Source organism: Pseudomonas sp. SG20052, from assembly GCF_031766055.1.
Classification (GTDB): Bacteria; Pseudomonadota; Gammaproteobacteria; order Pseudomonadales; family Pseudomonadaceae; genus Aquipseudomonas; species Aquipseudomonas mandelii.
Genome location: NZ_CP134498.1, coordinates 1,200,952 through 1,218,158, shown reverse-complemented (window position 1 = coordinate 1,218,158; position 17,207 = coordinate 1,200,952). Strand labels below are relative to the sequence as shown.

The window sequence follows — 17,207 nt, the reverse complement described above, 5'->3', positions numbered from 1 at the left end:
GCCCGAGGTCCTGCTTCGGGCAAGGACTGATTCCGCTCACCACACACAGCGAAACCTGTCCCATGAAAAAGACTCCACACGCGCTGACGATGGCGATCTTCGTCCTGACGTCGCCGCTCACCTTGGCCTCCTCATCGACAGACCTGAGGGTCACAGGCCTCATCACCCCACTTGCCTGCACCCCGATGCTGTCCAACAGCGGCCTCGTCGATTACGGAAAAATCTCCCGGCAAGACCTGAACGTCGACAAACGCACTCGACTGCGCGACCAGACACTCGACCTCAACATTCAGTGCAATGCGCTCACGCGTTTTGCTCTGCTGATGCGCGACAACCGCGACGGCTCGGCCATCGTCAACAGCGAGATTTACTACGGCCTGAACCACGACCACAGCCACAATAAAATCGGCTTGTATTCGCTGAACTTCGATCCTGCCAGCACGGTGGTGGACGACCTGACGCAGGTCTATCGAACCGACTCGACCACGGGGGGCAAAGCCTGGAGCCCGTCGAACAGCCAGCCCATCCCGATGGGCTCCCGAAGCTATCTCGGCTTTACCGACAGCGCAGGCAGCAGCGCCGGCCCGATAGCCATCCGCAACCTGACCAGCCGGGTGACGGTCGAAACGGTCATCGCGCCCACCTCCGAACTGGACCTGAGTGCCGAAGTGCAACTCGACGGCTCGGCGACCCTGGACGTTGTTTACCTGTAGTTCAGACCTTTTCGCTGACGACCTGAACGTACAGCGAACGCCCGGCGCCGAGGCCGGCAACGATGGCGCCGAGGCCGATCACGCCAAAGATCCAGCCCAACGCGGTCCAGCCGCCCGTCCAGTCATGCACGATCCCGACCGCGAACGGCCCCATCGACGCCAGGGTGTAACCGAAGCCCTGGGCCATGCTCGACAGGTTGGCCGCCACATGAGCATCGCGCGAGCGCAGCACGATCAGGGTCAATGCGAGACTGAATGCACCGCCCTGCCCCAGGCCGAGCAGGATCGCCCAGCCCCACAGGCCTTCGATCGGTGCATAGAGACAGCCGAACAGGCCGCCGAGGGTCAGCAGCATGACCACCACAATCGCCAGCCGCTGATCCTTGCCGCGCGTCGCCAGCCAGGGCGCCGCCAGAGAACTGGCCAACTGGACGATCACCGAACCCGAGAGCACCAGACCGGCCAGGGTCGGGGTCAGGCCGCGACCGATCAGGATCGAGGGCAACCAGCCAAAGACGATGTACGCCAGGGATGATTGCAGGCCCATATACAACGTGACTTGCCAGGCCAGCGGATCACGCAATAGGCCGCGAACCCGATACGCGACGTTATGTGCGCCGTGTTTCTGCCCCACTTGCGGCAACCAGAAAACCGCCGCGACCAGCGCAGGCACTACCCAGAAGCCGAGGCCCAAGGCCCAGCTGTTATCGAAATGCTCGCTCAGCGGCACGGTCGCCCCCGCCGCCATCGCCGCGCCCAGACACAGGGCCATGGTGTACACGCCGGTCATGGTGCCGGCCTGTTTCGGGAAGTCGCGCTTGACGATGCCCGGTAACAAAACGCCAATCACACCGATGCTCGCGCCGCCCAGCACACTGCCGGCGAACAGGCCGATCTCACCGAAGGAACTGCGCAGGATGATTCCGCCGGCCAGCATCAACAGAATGCCCAACACCACGCGCTCGGCGCCAAAACGTCGCGCCAGCAAGGGCGCCAGCGGAGCAAACAAGCCGAGACAGAGCACCGGCAACGTCGTCAGCAACCCGGCCTGGGCCGCCGACAGGCCGAGGGTCTTCGACACTTCGCTGAGCATCGGCGCCATGCTCGACAACGCCGGACGCAGGTTCAGCGCCACCAGGATCAGACCCAGCAGCAACAGCCATGGACGACGCAGGACGGGATGACGCTGCTGGACCTCTTCGTCATCGGCCTCGGCGTCGATCAGCAGCTCTTCGAGTTCTGCCGTGCGCTTGGGTTGAGTGATGTTGCTGTTACGGCTCGACATGGAGTTCTCGGTTTCAAGGTTCATTGATCAACTGCCTCGACAGGGCTTTGGCCCGTTCCGGGTCGCGTTGCTCGACGGCATCAAGCAGTTCGATATGCAGGTCGAACACCTCTTGGCGTCGCGGGGTGATGTTCAGGGTCTGGCGCAAATGCGCGCCGACGATGCTGGAGAAATAGCGATACAGCTCGCTGAGGGTCGGGTTGTGCGCGGCGTCCACCAGACGGCGGTGGAACACCAGATCGCAGGCAATGTAGCTGTCGAGATCGCCGTGGTAGTGACTGCCGCTGACGCCCAGCGCTTCGCGCAAGGCCACCAGATCCTCATCCGTTCGGCGCAGAGCAGCGAGACCGATGGCTTCGACTTCAAGGATGTGCCGGGTCTCGCGGGCCTGTTCATGGGAGCAGCGCGACAAGGCTTTCATGGTGTCCAGTGGATCGATCACCGCCCGCAAATAGCTGCCGTCGCCCTGACGGATTTCGATCAAACCGGAAAACGCCAATACACGCATGGCTTCGCGCACGGTGTTGCGGCTGATGCCCAACTCGGCGGACAGCTCTGGCTCTGTGGGTAAACGCTGGCCGACCTGCCAGGCGCCAGCGTTGATGCGTTGGCGCAGTTGATCCAGGGCCTGGTCGACCAGGGATCGCTTAACGAGTGGAGAAATGTCTGACATAGGATTCGCCCTTTCATCCAATCATAGGATGAATTTTCTGACATGTTAGTCAGCTATGCGTAGGACGGCAACCGCCCAAGTTCAAAGGGCAGGAGAGGAAGCGGGATTTTCGATTAGTAAGAATTACCCTTTGCTTGATCGGCATCCAGAATTACTGGGCGACGTGCAAATACTTCAAGAGGGTGCAGACTTGCAACGTTTATTGGTGGACCTCGATCGATCCCCCCCCTCCGCGCTCGCATCCTGACTGCAAACCGCAGACAAAAATAAACCCGGAACACTGTCCGGGTTTATTTCACTGCCAAGTGCCGATCAATGCAGGATCTGGCTCAGGAACATCTTCGTCCGATCGTTCTGCGGGTTGTCGAAGAAGTCGTTCGGCGCAGCCTGCTCGACGATTTCACCCTTGTCCATGAAGATCACACGATTGGCCACGGTGCGGGCGAAGCCCATTTCGTGTGTCACGCAGAGCATGGTCATGCCGTCTTCGGCGAGGCCGATCATGGTGTCGAGCACCTCTTTCACCATTTCCGGGTCGAGTGCCGAAGTCGGTTCGTCGAACAGCATGATTTTCGGTTTCATGCACAAAGCACGGGCAATCGCCACACGCTGCTGCTGACCACCGGACAGTTGTCCCGGGAATTTATGCGCCTGTTCCGGAATGCGGACGCGCTCCAGGTAATGCATGGCGATTTCTTCGGCCTGGCGCTTGGGCATCTTGCGCACCCACATCGGTGCCAGCGTGCAGTTCTGCAGGATGGTCAGGTGCGGGAACAGGTTGAAGTGCTGGAACACCATGCCGACTTCACGACGGACCGTTTCGATCTGCTTGAGGTCGTTGGTCAATTCCACGCCATCGACCACGATGCGCCCCTGCTGGTGTTCTTCCAGACGGTTGAGGCAGCGGATGGTGGTCGACTTGCCGGAACCCGACGGGCCGCACAGGACGATTCGCTCGCCCTGCTTGACGTTCAGGTTGATATCTTTCAGCACGTGGAACTGGCCGTACCACTTGTTCACGCCCTGCATCTGAATAATGCCTTCAGGGCTCACAGGCTTTTTGATTGCTTCGCTCATTACAGAACTCCTAACGCTTGTGGCCAGTGTCGAGCTTGCGTTCCAGATGCATGGAATAGCGCGACATACCGAAACAGAAAATCCAGAACACCAGGGCCGCGAACACATAGCCTTCGGTGGCCATGCCCAACCATTTCGGGTCGGCGGCAGCTTGTTTGACGCTGTTGAGCAGGTCGAACAGGCCGATGATGATCACCAGGCTGGTGTCCTTGAACAGCGCAATGAAGGTGTTGACGATGCCAGGAATAACCAACTTCAGGGCTTGCGGCAGAATCACCAGCCCCATGCTGCGCCAGTAACCGAGGCCCATCGCTGCGGCTGCTTCGTACTGACCTTTGGGAATCGCTTGCAGACCGCCACGCACCACTTCGGCAACATAGGCCGACTGGAACAGGATCACGCCGATCAGCGCCCGCAGAAGTTTGTCGAAGTTCATGCCTTCAGGCAGGAACAACGGCAGCATCACCGAGGACATGAACAGCACCGTAATCAACGGCACGCCGCGCCAGAATTCGATGAAGGTCACGCAGACCACTCGAATCGCCGGCATGTTCGAACGACGGCCCAGCGCCAGCACGATCCCCAGCGGCAACGCACCGGCAATACCGACGGTGGCGATCACCAGGGTCAGCATCAGGCCGCCCCATTGGCTGGTCGCCACCTGGGTCAGGCCGAAAACGCCGCCATGCAACAGGCACCAGGCAATGATCGGGTACAGCACCAGGAAGCTCAGGCCGTAAACCGCTTTACGCGGGAAGCGCGAGATGAACAACGGTGCCACGCCGATGACTGCCAGCCACACGGTCAGGTCTACGCGCCAACGCAGTACCGGCGGGTAATAGCCGTACATGAACTGGCCGAAGCGCTGCTGGATGAACACCCAGCAGGCGCCTTCCTTGGTGCAGTCGGCCTGGGACGTGCCGACCCAGTTGGCGTCCAGGATCGCCCAATGCAGGATCGGCGGCACCACCAGGTAAATCAGGTAGAACGCGAACAGGGTCAGCGCGGTGTTCAGCCAGCTGGAGAACATGTTCGCGCGCATCCACGCCATCGGCCCGAAGACTTTGCTCGGTGGTGGCATGTCGGGTTTGAAAGTATGAGTACTCATGCGCTTTTCCTTACCGCTCGATCAGCGCAATGCGCTTGTTGTACCAGTTCATCAGCAGGGAAATGCTGATACTGATCGCCAGGTACACGCTCATGGTGATGGCAATCACCTCGATCGCCTGCCCGGTCTGGTTCAGCACCGTACCGGCAAACAAGGACACCATTTCCGGATAACCGATACCGGCCGCCAGCGAGGAGTTCTTCGCCAGGTTCAGGTATTGGCTGGTCAGCGGTGGAATGATCACGCGCATGGCTTGCGGGATGATCACCTTGCGCAGGGTCGGACCGTTGCGCAGGCCCAACGAGTGCGCCGCTTCGGTCTGGCCGTGGCTGACCGACTTGATACCCGAACGCACGATCTCGGCGATGAACGCCGCGGTGTACACGGTCAGGGCCAGGGTCAGCGCCAGCAGTTCCGGGATCAGCACCCAGCCATCGACGAAGTTGAAACCTTGCAGCTTCGGCATTTCCCAGTGCACTGGCGCGCCGAAGATCAATGCGCACAGCGCCGGGATCACCAGGAACAGCGCCAGGCCGACCCAGAATTTATGGAACGGTACGCCGGTCGCTTCGAAGCGTTTGGTCGCCCAGCGGCTCATCAGCACGATGGCGACAATGGCCACGACGATGCTGACCACAAACGGCCAGAAACCATCCGCCGTCAACGCTGCCGGCATGTTCAGGCCGCGGCTGCTGACGAAGAAGGTGTCGCCGAAGTTATGGCTGTTGCGTGGCCCTGGCATGGTCAGGAACACCGCGAAGTACCAGAACAGGATTTGCAGCAGCGGCGGAATGTTGCGGAAGACTTCCACATAAACAGTCGCCAGCTTGGCAATGATCCAGTTCTTCGACAGGCGTGAAACGCCGACGATGAAACCGAGGAGCGTCGCCAGGATGACCCCGATGAAGGTCACCAGCAGGGTATTGAGCAGGCCGATGACAAACACTCGGGCATAGCTGTCCGATTCGGTGTAGTCGATCAGGGTTTGAGCGATGCCGAAACCGGCACTGCGCTCCAGAAAGCTGAAGCCGGAAGTAATGCCCCGGTGTTGCAAGTTGGTCTGGGTGTTATCGAACAGATACCAGCCCATGGAGACCACCGCCACAATGGTGATGATCTGAAATAGCCACGCACGCACTTTGGGATCGCTGAGGCTGAGCCTCTGCTTTGGTGCGCCGATTGAATTTTGCATGAAGTGCCCCGGATGTAATGGAACAGAACATCACCCGGTGGTTGGCCCACCGGGTGATAGAACCATCAGCGCACTGGTGGTGCGTATTGAATGCCGCCAGCGTTCCACAAGGCGTTCAGCCCGCGGTCGATTTCCAGCGGAGTGCCTTTGCCGAGGTTTTTCTCGAACACTTCGCCATAGTTACCCACTTGCTTGACGATCTGGACGACCCAGTCCTTCTTCACTTTCAAGTCTTTGCCGTATTCACCGTCGGTACCCAGCATACGTGCGACGTCCGGATTCTTGGTGGACTTGGCTTCGGCTTCGACGTTCTTCGAAGTGACACCAGCCTCTTCAGCGTTGAGCATGGCGTAGCCTACCCAGCGAACAATGGCCAGCCACTCGTCGTCGCCGTTACGCACGACCGGGCCCAGCGGTTCCTTGGAAATGGTTTCCGGCAGAACCACGTAGTCCTTCGGCGAAGCCAGCTTGCTGCGCTGAGCGAACAGTTGGGACTTGTCCGAGGTCAGTACGTCGCAACGACCGGATTCCAGCGACTTGGCGCTTTCATCGGAGGTGTCGAAGGTGATCGGGGTGTATTTCAGACCGTTGCCGCGGAAGTAGTCGGAAACGTTCAGCTCAGTGGTGGTACCAGCCTGGATGCAGATGGTCGCACCGTCGAGCTCTTTGGCACTCTTGACGCCCAGCTTGCTATTTACCAGGAAGCCAATGCCGTCGTAGTAGGTGATGAAGCCTGGGAACTTCAGGCCCATGCCCGCGTCACGGGAGCTGGTCATGGTGGTGTTGCGCGACAGAATGTCAATTTCGCCGGACTGCAGCGCGGTGAAGCGCTCTTTGGCGTTCAACTGGCTGAACTTGACCTTGGTCGCATCGCCGAAAACGGCAGCGGCCACAGCGCGGCAGAAGTCAGCATCGATACCGATGATCTTGCCAGTGGAGTCCGGAACCGAGAAACCCGGCAGACCGTCACTGACACCGCACTGTACGAAACCTTTCTTCTGCACTGCATCCAGGGTTGCACCCGCCTGAGCGAACCCGCTGACACCGAGCACTGCAGCTGCAGTCACGATGGCCAGGGTGGATTTCAACATCTTCATTCAAACCTCCAGTTTTGCTCTTGTTGTGTCGGAGCGTGAGTCCAGTCGCACCCTTATGAGGCGTAGTCGACCCGTGTTGGCTTTTTTTGGGGTCAACCGACGTAAAGACCTTAGCTATGAGTCTAGTAAGAGAAAATCCACATCATGGACAACTCACTTCTCACCAATCGGCCGAACGGGCTGCAGCCCTTTCACGTTCGCGAAGCCCGTAGCGGCCACTGGCGAACATCCATCACCGGATTCTTTGCTATCCCGCTGCCAGCAGTACACTGATAGTGTTACCGCAAGGCGCGAGATTGGTTGCACCGCTTTCACATAGCAAAGCCCGTACCAGACCGCTTGCCGATGCGGTTAAGGGACAGGTCAATAGCAAAACTTGTAACCTTGCGACATCTTCTTAACGGATCAACCCGACGCGCACTCACATCACGCACTTAATGAGAGCGCACGCACAAAATTGGAGCAGCCATGACCGAGCCCTTGATTCTTCAACCCGTAAAGCCCGCAGACGCCTGCGTTATATGGCTGCACGGCCTGGGCGCCGACCGCTACGACTTTCTGCCGGTTGCCGAAGCCTTGCAGGAAACCCTGCTGACCACCCGCTTCGTTCTGCCCCAGGCACCGACCCGCGCCGTGACCATCAACGGCGGTTACGAGATGCCAAGCTGGTACGACATATTGGCCATGAGCCCGGCGCGCGCGATCAGTCGTGAGCAACTGGAAACGTCGGCGCAGCGAGTCTTTGATTTGATTGAAGAGCAGCGCGCCAGCGGAATAGACGCCTCGCGTATCTTTCTGGCAGGTTTTTCCCAAGGTGGCGCCGTGGTCTTGCACACCGCTTTCCTGAAGTGGCAGGGGCCGCTGGGTGGCGTACTTGCCCTCTCGACTTACGCACCGACCTTCAGCGATGAAATGGAGCTTTCGGCCAGCCAGCAACGCATTCCCGTGCTGTCGTTGCATGGCCAGTACGATGACGTCGTTCAAAACTCGATGGGCCGCACCGCCTACGAGTTTTTAATGCAGCATGGTGTCACCGTGACATGGCAGGAATACCCAATGGGCCACGAAGTGTTACCCGAAGAAATTCGCGACATCGGCGTCTGGCTGGCCGAGCGTTTACGCTAAAAGCTACCCATTGATCCATCCCACTACGCCGCGCCCGATTCTTGCATTACACTGGCCGGCGTATATTCCTTAACCAATTGATGAGATGACCGTGCTCAAAGCACTCAAGAAAATGTTCGGTAAAAGCGAGACTGAGCAGCTCGCGCCAGTTCCCAGCGCTCCGTCTCATATCCCCAGCCACCGCACCGACGGTAATCAGCCTGGCCGGACCGCAACCGTAGCGGCACCGAAACACGAGCCTGTGACCACACCGGCCGCCCCCCCTGTCGAGATTGTCGCCGCAGAGCCACCGCGCAGCGAATCGCCGAAACCGGCAAAACCGCGTCGCGAACCGAAACCGAAAGCGCCGGTCATTCCCTGGAAACTCGAAGACTTCGCCGTTGAACCCCAGGAAGGCAAAACCCGTTTCCACGATTTCAAACTCGCCCCGGAATTGATGCACGCCATCCAGGACCTGGGCTTCCCGTACTGCACGCCGATCCAGGCGCAAGTGCTGGGCTTCACCCTCGCTGGCAAAGACGCCATCGGTCGCGCCCAGACCGGCACCGGCAAAACCGCCGCGTTCCTGATTTCGATCATCACGCAACTGCTGGAAACCCCGCCACCCAAGGAACGCTACATGGGTGAACCGCGGGCGCTGATCATCGCGCCGACCCGCGAGCTGGTGGTGCAGATCGCCAAGGACGCCGCCGACCTGACCAAGTACACCGGCCTCAACGTCATGACGTTTGTCGGCGGCATGGACTTCGACAAGCAGCTCAAGCACCTCGAAGCCCGTCACTGCGACATCCTCGTGGCCACCCCGGGCCGCCTGCTCGACTTCAACCAGCGCGGTGACGTGCATCTGGACATGGTCGAAGTCATGGTGCTGGACGAAGCCGACCGCATGCTCGACATGGGTTTCATCCCGCAAGTGCGCCAGATCATTCGCCAGACGCCGCCGAAGAACGAACGTCAGACGCTGCTGTTCTCCGCAACCTTCACCGAAGACGTGATGAATCTCGCCAAGCAATGGACCACCGACCCGTCGATCGTCGAGATCGAATCGCAGAACGTGGCCAGCGAAAACGTCGAGCAACACATCTACGCCGTCGCCGGTGCCGACAAATACAAACTGCTCTACAACCTGGTCAACGACAACGGCTGGGAGCGGGTGATGGTGTTTGCCAACCGCAAGGATGAAGTGCGGCGCATTGAAGAGCGCCTGGTGCGTGACGGCGTCAACGCCGCGCAACTGTCCGGCGACGTGCCGCAGCACAAGCGCATCAAGACCCTGGAAGGTTTCCGCGAAGGCAAGATCCGCGTGCTGGTCGCCACTGATGTGGCCGGTCGCGGCATCCACATCGACGGCATCAGCCACGTGATCAACTTCACCCTGCCGGAAGTCCCGGACGACTACGTGCACCGCATCGGCCGTACCGGTCGTGCTGGCGCGGAGGGCGTGTCCATCAGCTTCGCCGGTGAAGATGACTCCTACCAGCTACCGTCCATCGAGGCATTGCTGGGTCGGAAAATCAGCTGTGAAACACCGCCGACGCATCTACTGCGGGCGGTTGAGCGTAAGCGCCCGTAACTCGGCCCTTGCTGAAAGAGGCGCAGCCGGAAACGGACTGCGCTTTTTTTTCGTCCCGTTGTTGCTCGATACAACTAAAAGTCCATAATGGACAAATTAGTTTACTTTCAGCGCCCGGAGCCGACCATGTCCAGTACGCCTTATGTGATCACCCAACCCCAGGCCCGCGAACTGCTGGCGCAGGTCGACGTGCCGCAGATCCTGCGCAAGCTGTTTCGCGACCTGGCGGCCGGGCAAGCGGTGCAACCGGCGCAACAGCTGGTGGAATTCCCTCAGGGTGCCGGCGACTTCATCAACTATCTGGGCGTGCTGGCTGAAGATGGCGTCTACGGGGTCAAGACTTCGCCGTACATCGTGCGCGAACAAGGTCCGCTGGTGACGGCCTGGACATTGTTGATGTCGATGCAGACCGGCCAACCGTTACTGCTGTGCGATGCCGGCGAACTGACCACCGCACGCACGGCCGCGACCACCGCCGTCGCCGTCGATGCCCTCGCTCCGCTGAAGGTGCAGCGCCTGGCGATTATCGGCAGCGGCAAGGTGGCTCAGGCGCATCTGCATTACGTTAAAGATCTGCGTGACTGGCAAAGCATCAGCCTCTATTCCCCGAGCCTGAGCGATAAGAACCCTGAAACGCTGGCACAGCTGAAACGCCTCGATCCACGCCTGACCATCGCCGACAGTCGCGAAGCGGCGATTGAAGATGCCGACGTGATCATGCTGTGCACCTCGTCCGCCGGCCCGGTGATCGATCCCTCGAACCTGAGCAAACCGGCGCTGATCACCTCCATCAGCACCAACGCCCCGCGCGCCCATGAAGTCCCGCCGCAGAGCCTCAATGACATGCAGGTGTTCTGCGACTATCGTCTGACTACCCCGGGCTCGGCGGGCGAAATGCTGATTGCGGGGGAACAACATGGCTGGGACAAGTGCTTGATTGTCGGCGACCTGCCTGATTTGCTCAGCGAAAAGGTCCCGCGTCCCGACTACGACCGTCATGTGTTCTTTCGTTCGATCGGCCTGGGCCTGGAAGACATCGCACTGGCCAATGCCATCTACCGCCTACAACCCTGACACCAAAATCCCCTGTGGGAGCGAGCCTGCTCGCGATAGCGGTTAATCAGTCAACATTGGTATCGACTGACCCAACGCTATCGCGAGCAAGCTCGCTCCCACAGGGGACTTCCACAATTTCGGCATTTGCGCTCGACAGGAGACGTTCATGAGCCAGGCAGATTTCATCATCATCGGCGGCGGGATTGCCGGCGCTTCCACCGGTTTCTGGCTGTCGCAGCATGCTCGGGTGATTGTGCTCGAACGCGAATCCCATCCGGCTTATCACTCCACCGGACGCTCCGCTGCGCTCTACACCGCCGCGTATGGCACACCGCAGGTTCGCGCGCTGACCCAGGCCAGCCGCGAATTCTTCGACGCCCCGCCAGTCGGTTTCTGCGAACACCCGCTGCTGACCCCGCGTGGCGAGATGACCGTGGACTTCACCGGCGACCCGGCCGAGCTGAACAATCAATACCTGAGCGCCAAGGCCACGGTGGCGGAAATGCAACTGCTCAGTGCCGACGAAGCCTGCGCGCGCCTGCCGATCCTGCGCCGTGAAAAAGTCCATGGTGCGATCTACGACCCGACTGCCAGCGACATCGACACCGATGCCCTGCACCAGGGTTACTTGCGCGGTATCCGTCGCAATAAAGGCGAAGTCCACACCGACAGCGAAGTGCTGAGCCTGACCCGCAATGCAGAAGGCATGTGGCAGGTTCAAACCAACAACCAGACTTTCAGCGCACCGATCATCATCAACGCGGCAGGCGCGTGGGCCGACAAGATCGGCGAGCTGGCTGGCGCCAAGTCGTTGGGCCTGCAACCGAAGCGGCGCGCGGCGTTCATCTTCGCCGGCCCCGAGGGCGTGGACATCCACCATTGGCCGATGCTGGTCAGCCTCGACGAATCGTTCTACATGAAACCCGACGCCGGAATGTTCCTCGGCTCGCCAGCCAACGCCGACCCGGTGGAGCCGCATGACGTGCAGCCCGAAGAGCTGGACATCGCGATGGGCATCTACCAGATAGAAGAAGCCACCACGCTGACCATCCGCCGTCCGACCCGCACCTGGGCCGGTCTGCGCAGCTTCGTAACGGACGGAGACCTGATCTGCGGCTTCGATCAACATGTGCCAGGGCTGTTCTGGGTCGCGGCGCAAGGCGGCTACGGCATCCAGACATCACCTGCCATGGGCCAGGCCAGCGCAGCGCTGGTACGCGGTGAAGCCTTGCCCGAACAGCTCAGCCGTTTCGGCCTGGACGCCGAGATGCTCTCCCCTGCCCGCCTGGGTTGATTTTCGTCCTCAGGTGACGTGTCGACCCGATTGCGGCAAACTTCCAGCGCCCTTTTTGCAGGGCGCTGACGCTGCCTGGAGTTCCACCGTATGAACGCACCTGAAAAAGACCCGGCCATGGACAACTACCGGGCGATCGCCGATGCGATCGCTACGTTGTTCTTCCCTCATGCCGAGGTGGTGCTGCACGATCTGCGCACGCAAAAAATCGATTACATCGCCAACAATCTGTCCAAGCGGGAAGTGGGCGATGACGCGGCACTCGAGGACATGCTCAGCGACGATGTCAGCGAACGGAACATCGGGCCCTACGAAAAGCTCAATTGGGATGGCCAGAAGATTCGCAGCCTGAGCAGTGTCTTGCGCGACAGCGATGGCCACCCACTGGCGGTGCTGTGCATCAACCTGAACATCTCGCTGTTCGAAAATGCCAAGGCCGCGCTCGACCTGTTCCTGTCACCAAGCAAACTGATTCCGCAGCCGGACTCTCTGTTTCGCGATGACTGGCAGGAGCGCATCAATACTTTCCTGCACGCCTGGCTGCGCGAACGCCAGCTGAGCCTGAACCTGCTGACGCGCGACCACAAACGTGAACTGGTGCTGGCGTTGCACGCCGAAGGGGCCTTCAAGGGCAAAAGCGCTTCGAACTATGTGGCCAATGTGCTGAACATGGGGCGGGCGACTGTTTACAAGCATTTGAAGGAATTGAAGGGCTGAGCCCTGAGGTGTTTGTTGCCTGATCTGACGCCATCGCAGGAACGCCGCCCGGCGGCGTTCCTGCGATGCGGTTGATCAATCGCCGTAGATGTCAGCCTTGAAGTACTTCTCGGAAATCTTCTGATACTCGCCACTCGCACGAATGCCATCAATGGCAGTATTCAACTGGCTCACCAGCTCGGTGTTGCCCTTGCGCACCGCAATCCCGGCACCCTCGCCCACGTACTTCGGATCCTTCAACTCCGGCCCGACAAAGGCATAGCCCTTGCCACGCGGCATCGCCAGGAAGTCACTCAACGGGATGGTGTCGGCAAAAATGGCGTCGAGGCGACCGGCTGCCAGGTCCATGTAGATTTCTTCGTTGTTGCCGTAGCGTTTGACGTTGATGCCCTTCGGCTCAAACACCTCGGTGGCGTAACGGTCGGTGGTGGTGGCACGCTGCACACCAACGGTCTTGCCCTTGAGGCTGGCGTATTGGTCATCCACGGACGCGCCTTCCTTCATCACCAGACGCGATGAAGTGAAGTAGTACTTGTGGGAGAAATCCACCGACTTCTTGCGGTCTTCGTTGATGGTCATAGACGACAGCGCCATGTCGATTTTCTTCACTTTCAGGGAAGGAATCAGACCGTCGAACTCGCCTTCGACCCACACGCACTTGACCTTCATTTGCGCACACAGGGCATTGCCGATGTCGTAGTCGAAACCGACGATCTCGCCCTTGTCGGTTTTCGACGCGAAGGGCGGATAAGCGGCTTCGATGCCGATGCGCAGGGTTTTTTCAGCGGCGAACAGCGTGCTGCACGCGAACAGGCTCAACGCCAGACCGGTGATGAGGGGGAATTTCTTCATGTTCGTTCTCTCGCGGGTTGTTGTTGGTTTGGCAAGACAGAAGAAAGAGCTGGAAACGGGGAAACGCCTTTTTTGTACTTATAATTCCATACTGGACTTTTATGTATTAGCCGTCAATTGGGGAGAATGGAGATGTGCCGGCCGGTGGTCGGGCGAGGGTCATTGGGATTTTTGGTGTTGCTGATGGCCTCTTCGCGGGCAAGCCTCGCTCCTACAGGTTTTGTGTTGTTCACAAAATGTGCGCACGACACAAAACCTGTAGGAGCGAGGCTTGCCCGCGAAGGCATACTGGCAGACACCGCAGGAATCACTGCTTCCAGCGATCCGCCGCCGCATGATCGCTGTCACGCCCTTCCACCCAACGCGGTCCGTCTCGGGTGTTTTCCTTCTTCCAGAACGGCGCACGGGTTTTCAGGTAGTCCATGACAAAGGCGCAGGCGTCGAACGCCGCCTGGCGATGGGCGCTGGCGGCGCCGACGAAGACGATCGGTTCGCCCGGTTCAAGGGCGCCGATCCGGTGCAGCACTTCAAGCTTGAGCAGCGGCCAGCGCTGTTCAGCCTCCAGGGCGATTTTGCCGAGGGCTTTTTCGGTCATGCCCGGATAGTGCTCGAGAAACATCCCGGACACATCGAGCCCGTCATTGAAGTCGCGCACATAGCCGACAAAACTCACCACCGCCCCGACGCCGACATTGGCGGCGTGCATGGCATTGACTTCAGCACCCGGATCGAAGGCCGTGGACTGCACGCGAATCGCCATGTCAGCCCCCGGTCACGGTCGGAAAGAACGCCACTTCGTCACCGTCAGTCACCGGTTCGTCGAGCTGGCAGAGGTCCTCGTTGCGGGCGCACATCAAGTTCTGCTCGCTCAGCACCTCGGCACCGTCACGCTGAGCCAGCAATGCACGGACGTCGTCGACCGTGGCGAAATCGCCTTCAACCTTGATTGAGTCCACGCCAAGCGCTTCGCGGTAGCGGGCAAAAAACTTCACGGTGACGTTCATGGTTGATCTGCCTGGAAATGGCCGCTCTTGCCACCGAGTTTTTCCAGCAGCCGCACGCTTTCGATGGTCATGCCACGATCCACGGCCTTGCACATGTCGTAGATCGTCAGCGCGGCGACACTGGCGGCGGTCAGGGCTTCCATCTCGACGCCTGTCTGCCCGGACAACTTGCAGCGCGCGACGATGCGCACGGTGTCATCGCCTTCGGCACTCAGCTCGACCTTGACGCCGGTGAGCATCAGCGGATGGCACAGGGGAATCAGATCGCTGGTTTTCTTCGCAGCCTGAATGCCGGCGATGCGCGCCACGGCGAACACATCACCCTTGGGGTGACCGCCGCTGACGATCATCTGCAGGGTTTCGGGGAGCATGCGCACCAGCGCTTGAGCGGTTGCCTCACGGAACGTCACGGCTTTTTCGGTGACGTCGACCATATTGGCGCGACCTTGGGAATCGAGATGAGTCAGCACAGGTTTACTCCTGATCAGGAGCGTCGATTGTAAACCTGTGGGTCAAATTTCCGCACGTTTGATTATTGGATGAATGGCCCTTGCAGGAGCGAGGCTTGCCCGCGAAGGCGGCGTGTCAGACAGATTGATGTTGAATGTGCGGTCGTCTTCGCGGGCAAGCCTCGCTCCTGCAAGGGAATTTGTGTTGGGCATAAAAAAACCGGGCGGCTTTTGGGGCCGCCCGGTTCTGGTGACGTAGTTACAAATGCGTTTCGGCGTATTCGGCCAGAATCGAACGTGGCACCCCTTGCAGGGTGATGTGTACACCGTTGGGGAAATCCTTGAAGCGTTCGGTCAGGTATGTCAATCCGGAGCTGGTCGCGGACAGGTAAGGGGTGTCGATCTGCGCCAGGTTGCCCAGGCACACCACTTTGGAACCGGCGCCGGCACGGGTGATGATGGTTTTCATCTGGTGCGGTGTCAGGTTCTGGCATTCATCGATCAGGATCAGACTCTGCTGGAAGCTGCGGCCTCGAATGTAGTTGAGGGATTTGAACTGCAACGGCACTTTGCTGAGGATGTAATCGACGCTGCCATGGGTGTTTTCGTCATCCATGTGCAAGGCTTCAAGGTTGTCGGTGATGGCGCCCAGCCAAGGCTCCATTTTTTCCGCTTCGGTGCCGGGCAGGAAACCGATTTCCTGGTCCAGGCCCTGCACGCTGCGCGTCGCGATGATCCGGCGGTAGCGCTTGCTGACCATGGTCTGCTCGATCGCCGCCGCCAGGGCCAGGATGGTTTTACCGGAGCCGGCAGCACCCGACAGGTTGACCAGGTGGATGTCCGGGTCAAGCAAGGCGTATAGCGCCAGGCTCTGATAGATGTCACGGGGTTTAAGGCCCCACGCTTCCTGGTGCAGCAGCGGTTCCTGGTGCAGGTCAAGGATCAGCAGCCGGTCTTCCTCTATCTCCTTGATCCAGCCGACAAAGCCCTGTTCGTCAATGATGAACTCGTTGATGTGGACGGCCGGCAGGTTGTCGATCAATTGCACCTGATGCCAGGTGCGACCGTGGTCCTGACGGGTTTCGACATTCCTCACCCGGTCCCAGAAGGAGCCGGTCATGTTGTGGTAACCGTTGGGCAGCAACGAAACGTCATCGACCAGTTGGTCGGTGCTGTAGTCCTCGGCCGCGATCCCGCACGCCCGGGCCTTGAGGCGCATGTTGATGTCTTTGGTGACCAACACCACGGGCAGTTTCGGTTCGCGCGCGTGCAGGTCAATCAACTGGTTGATGATGATGTTGTCGTTCAGGTGTTCGGGAAGAATGATGTTCGGTTCGGCACGCTTGCTCATCAGAATTGACAGCAAACCCTTGGGCCCACTCTTGCCGCGCTGGATCGGCACACCGAGCTCGACGTCTTCGGGGCTGGCATCGCCCAGGGTCTTGTCGATCAGGCGAATCGCCTGACGGCATTCTGCGGCCACGCTGTGATGCCCGCTCTTGAGCTTGTCCAGCTCCTCAAGCACGGTCATCGGGATGGCAACGTGGTGTTCTTCGAAATTAAGCAGGGCGTTTGGATCGTGAATCAATACGTTGGTATCGAGTACATAAAGGATTGGCTGGTTGGAGGAAGAACTACGTCCGTGATCATCCATACTCGGTCACCTTTGTGGGAGCCATTCGACGCAATACCGTGACAGTACTGCGCCTCGAAGTGGCCACCGAATTCACCTGCGAGGATTCAAGTGAACTGCGAACAAGTAGGGTCTTGGAAGACGCCACCTGTGTTGCAGGTTTCGGCGGTCTGTCTTCGTAATACTCCAAAACCCATGACAGAAAAAAGTACTTTGACGTTTTTTTGAAGTTTATTTTTCAGAGTGACCAATAGCACTAGGCGGATGGCCATCACCCCGTTAAAGTCGGAAGTCCGCCTGCATCGAAATCTGCTCGAAAATCACCCCGCCGCGCCCTCCTCCCCAATGATTCCGGGCTT

The 17,207-nt window shown here is 59.5% G+C and carries 17 protein-coding genes; 6 read left to right on the top strand and 11 right to left on the bottom strand.

Annotated elements, in window-relative coordinates; all coding sequences use genetic code 11:
- Positions 1-62 precede the first annotated feature (62 nt).
- Positions 63-713: a DUF1120 domain-containing protein gene (locus tag RHP74_RS05405; protein ID WP_311098201.1), complete on the top strand. Its 651-nt coding sequence runs from the start codon at positions 63-65 to the stop codon at positions 711-713.
- A 1-nt stretch (position 714) separates the two neighbouring features.
- On the opposite strand, the gene RHP74_RS05400 is transcribed toward RHP74_RS05405, so the two are convergent.
- From RHP74_RS05400 to RHP74_RS05375, 6 genes are all read right to left on the bottom strand, one after another.
- Positions 715-2,022: a CynX/NimT family MFS transporter gene (locus tag RHP74_RS05400; protein WP_311098199.1), complete on the bottom strand. Its 1,308-nt coding sequence runs from the start codon at positions 2,020-2,022 to the stop codon at positions 715-717.
- Positions 2,012-2,671, bottom strand: a complete 660-nt coding sequence (locus RHP74_RS05395; RefSeq protein WP_010463089.1) for a FadR/GntR family transcriptional regulator — start codon at positions 2,669-2,671, stop codon at positions 2,012-2,014. The genes RHP74_RS05400 and RHP74_RS05395 overlap by 11 nt, the downstream gene beginning before the upstream one ends.
- Positions 2,672-2,983: 312 nt before the next feature.
- Positions 2,984-3,748: an amino acid ABC transporter ATP-binding protein gene (locus RHP74_RS05390; protein ID WP_010463090.1), complete on the bottom strand. Its 765-nt coding sequence runs from the start codon at positions 3,746-3,748 to the stop codon at positions 2,984-2,986.
- A 10-nt stretch (positions 3,749-3,758) separates the two neighbouring features.
- A complete protein-coding gene (locus RHP74_RS05385) occupies positions 3,759-4,856 on the bottom strand; it encodes an amino acid ABC transporter permease (protein ID WP_083374957.1) in 1,098 nt (365 codons plus the stop codon).
- 10 nt (positions 4,857-4,866) lie between these two features.
- Complete coding sequence (locus tag RHP74_RS05380) at positions 4,867-6,048, bottom strand: amino acid ABC transporter permease (RefSeq protein ID WP_145306886.1); 1,182 nt, start codon at positions 6,046-6,048, stop codon at positions 4,867-4,869.
- Between the two features lie 65 nt (positions 6,049-6,113).
- Positions 6,114-7,145 carry an amino acid ABC transporter substrate-binding protein gene (locus RHP74_RS05375; RefSeq protein ID WP_010463093.1) on the bottom strand — a complete coding sequence of 344 codons (1,032 nt, stop codon included), beginning with the start codon at positions 7,143-7,145 and terminating at the stop codon, positions 6,114-6,116.
- A 468-nt stretch (positions 7,146-7,613) separates the two neighbouring features.
- Here RHP74_RS05375 and RHP74_RS05370 point away from each other — a divergent pair, with 468 nt between their 5' ends.
- The 5 genes from RHP74_RS05370 (at position 7,614) to RHP74_RS05350 (ending at position 12,910) form a co-directional block, all read left to right on the top strand.
- Entirely contained in the window at positions 7,614-8,270 is a 657-nt protein-coding gene (locus RHP74_RS05370) for an alpha/beta hydrolase (RefSeq protein WP_311098193.1), read from the top strand.
- Between the two features lie 85 nt (positions 8,271-8,355).
- Entirely contained in the window at positions 8,356-9,843 is a 1,488-nt protein-coding gene (gene rhlB / locus RHP74_RS05365) for an ATP-dependent RNA helicase RhlB (protein WP_042932351.1), read from the top strand.
- A 126-nt stretch (positions 9,844-9,969) separates the two neighbouring features.
- Positions 9,970-10,917 carry an ornithine cyclodeaminase family protein gene (locus tag RHP74_RS05360; RefSeq protein WP_282411477.1) on the top strand — a complete coding sequence of 316 codons (948 nt, stop codon included), beginning with the start codon at positions 9,970-9,972 and terminating at the stop codon, positions 10,915-10,917.
- Positions 10,918-11,065: 148 nt separating this feature from the next.
- On the top strand, positions 11,066-12,193 hold the full coding sequence (locus RHP74_RS05355; protein WP_154911848.1) for an FAD-binding oxidoreductase: 1,128 nt from the start codon (positions 11,066-11,068) through the stop codon (positions 12,191-12,193).
- 90 nt (positions 12,194-12,283) lie between these two features.
- Positions 12,284-12,910 (top strand): transcriptional regulator, encoded by a 627-nt coding sequence (locus RHP74_RS05350; protein WP_010463098.1) that lies wholly within the window; start codon positions 12,284-12,286, stop codon positions 12,908-12,910.
- Positions 12,911-12,985: 75 nt separating this feature from the next.
- Here RHP74_RS05350 and RHP74_RS05345 read toward each other — a convergent pair whose 3' ends face one another.
- From RHP74_RS05345 to RHP74_RS05325, 5 genes are all read right to left on the bottom strand, one after another.
- On the bottom strand, positions 12,986-13,762 hold the full coding sequence (locus tag RHP74_RS05345) for an ABC transporter substrate-binding protein (RefSeq protein WP_010463099.1): 777 nt from the start codon (positions 13,760-13,762) through the stop codon (positions 12,986-12,988).
- A 307-nt stretch (positions 13,763-14,069) separates the two neighbouring features.
- Positions 14,070-14,522, bottom strand: a complete 453-nt coding sequence (moaE, locus tag RHP74_RS05340; RefSeq protein ID WP_102593963.1) for a molybdopterin synthase catalytic subunit MoaE — start codon at positions 14,520-14,522, stop codon at positions 14,070-14,072.
- A 1-nt stretch (position 14,523) separates the two neighbouring features.
- Entirely contained in the window at positions 14,524-14,766 is a 243-nt protein-coding gene (moaD, locus tag RHP74_RS05335; protein ID WP_010463101.1) for a molybdopterin converting factor subunit 1, read from the bottom strand.
- Positions 14,763-15,236, bottom strand: a complete 474-nt coding sequence (gene moaC, locus RHP74_RS05330; RefSeq protein WP_059406245.1) for a cyclic pyranopterin monophosphate synthase MoaC — start codon at positions 15,234-15,236, stop codon at positions 14,763-14,765. Before moaC ends, moaD begins: the two co-directional genes overlap by 4 nt.
- 238 nt (positions 15,237-15,474) lie before the next feature.
- The gene (locus RHP74_RS05325) at positions 15,475-16,869 is read right to left on the bottom strand and encodes a PhoH family protein (RefSeq protein WP_010463104.1); all 1,395 of its coding nucleotides are present in this window, start codon (positions 16,867-16,869) and stop codon (positions 15,475-15,477) included.
- Between the last annotated feature and the right edge of the window lie 338 nt (positions 16,870-17,207).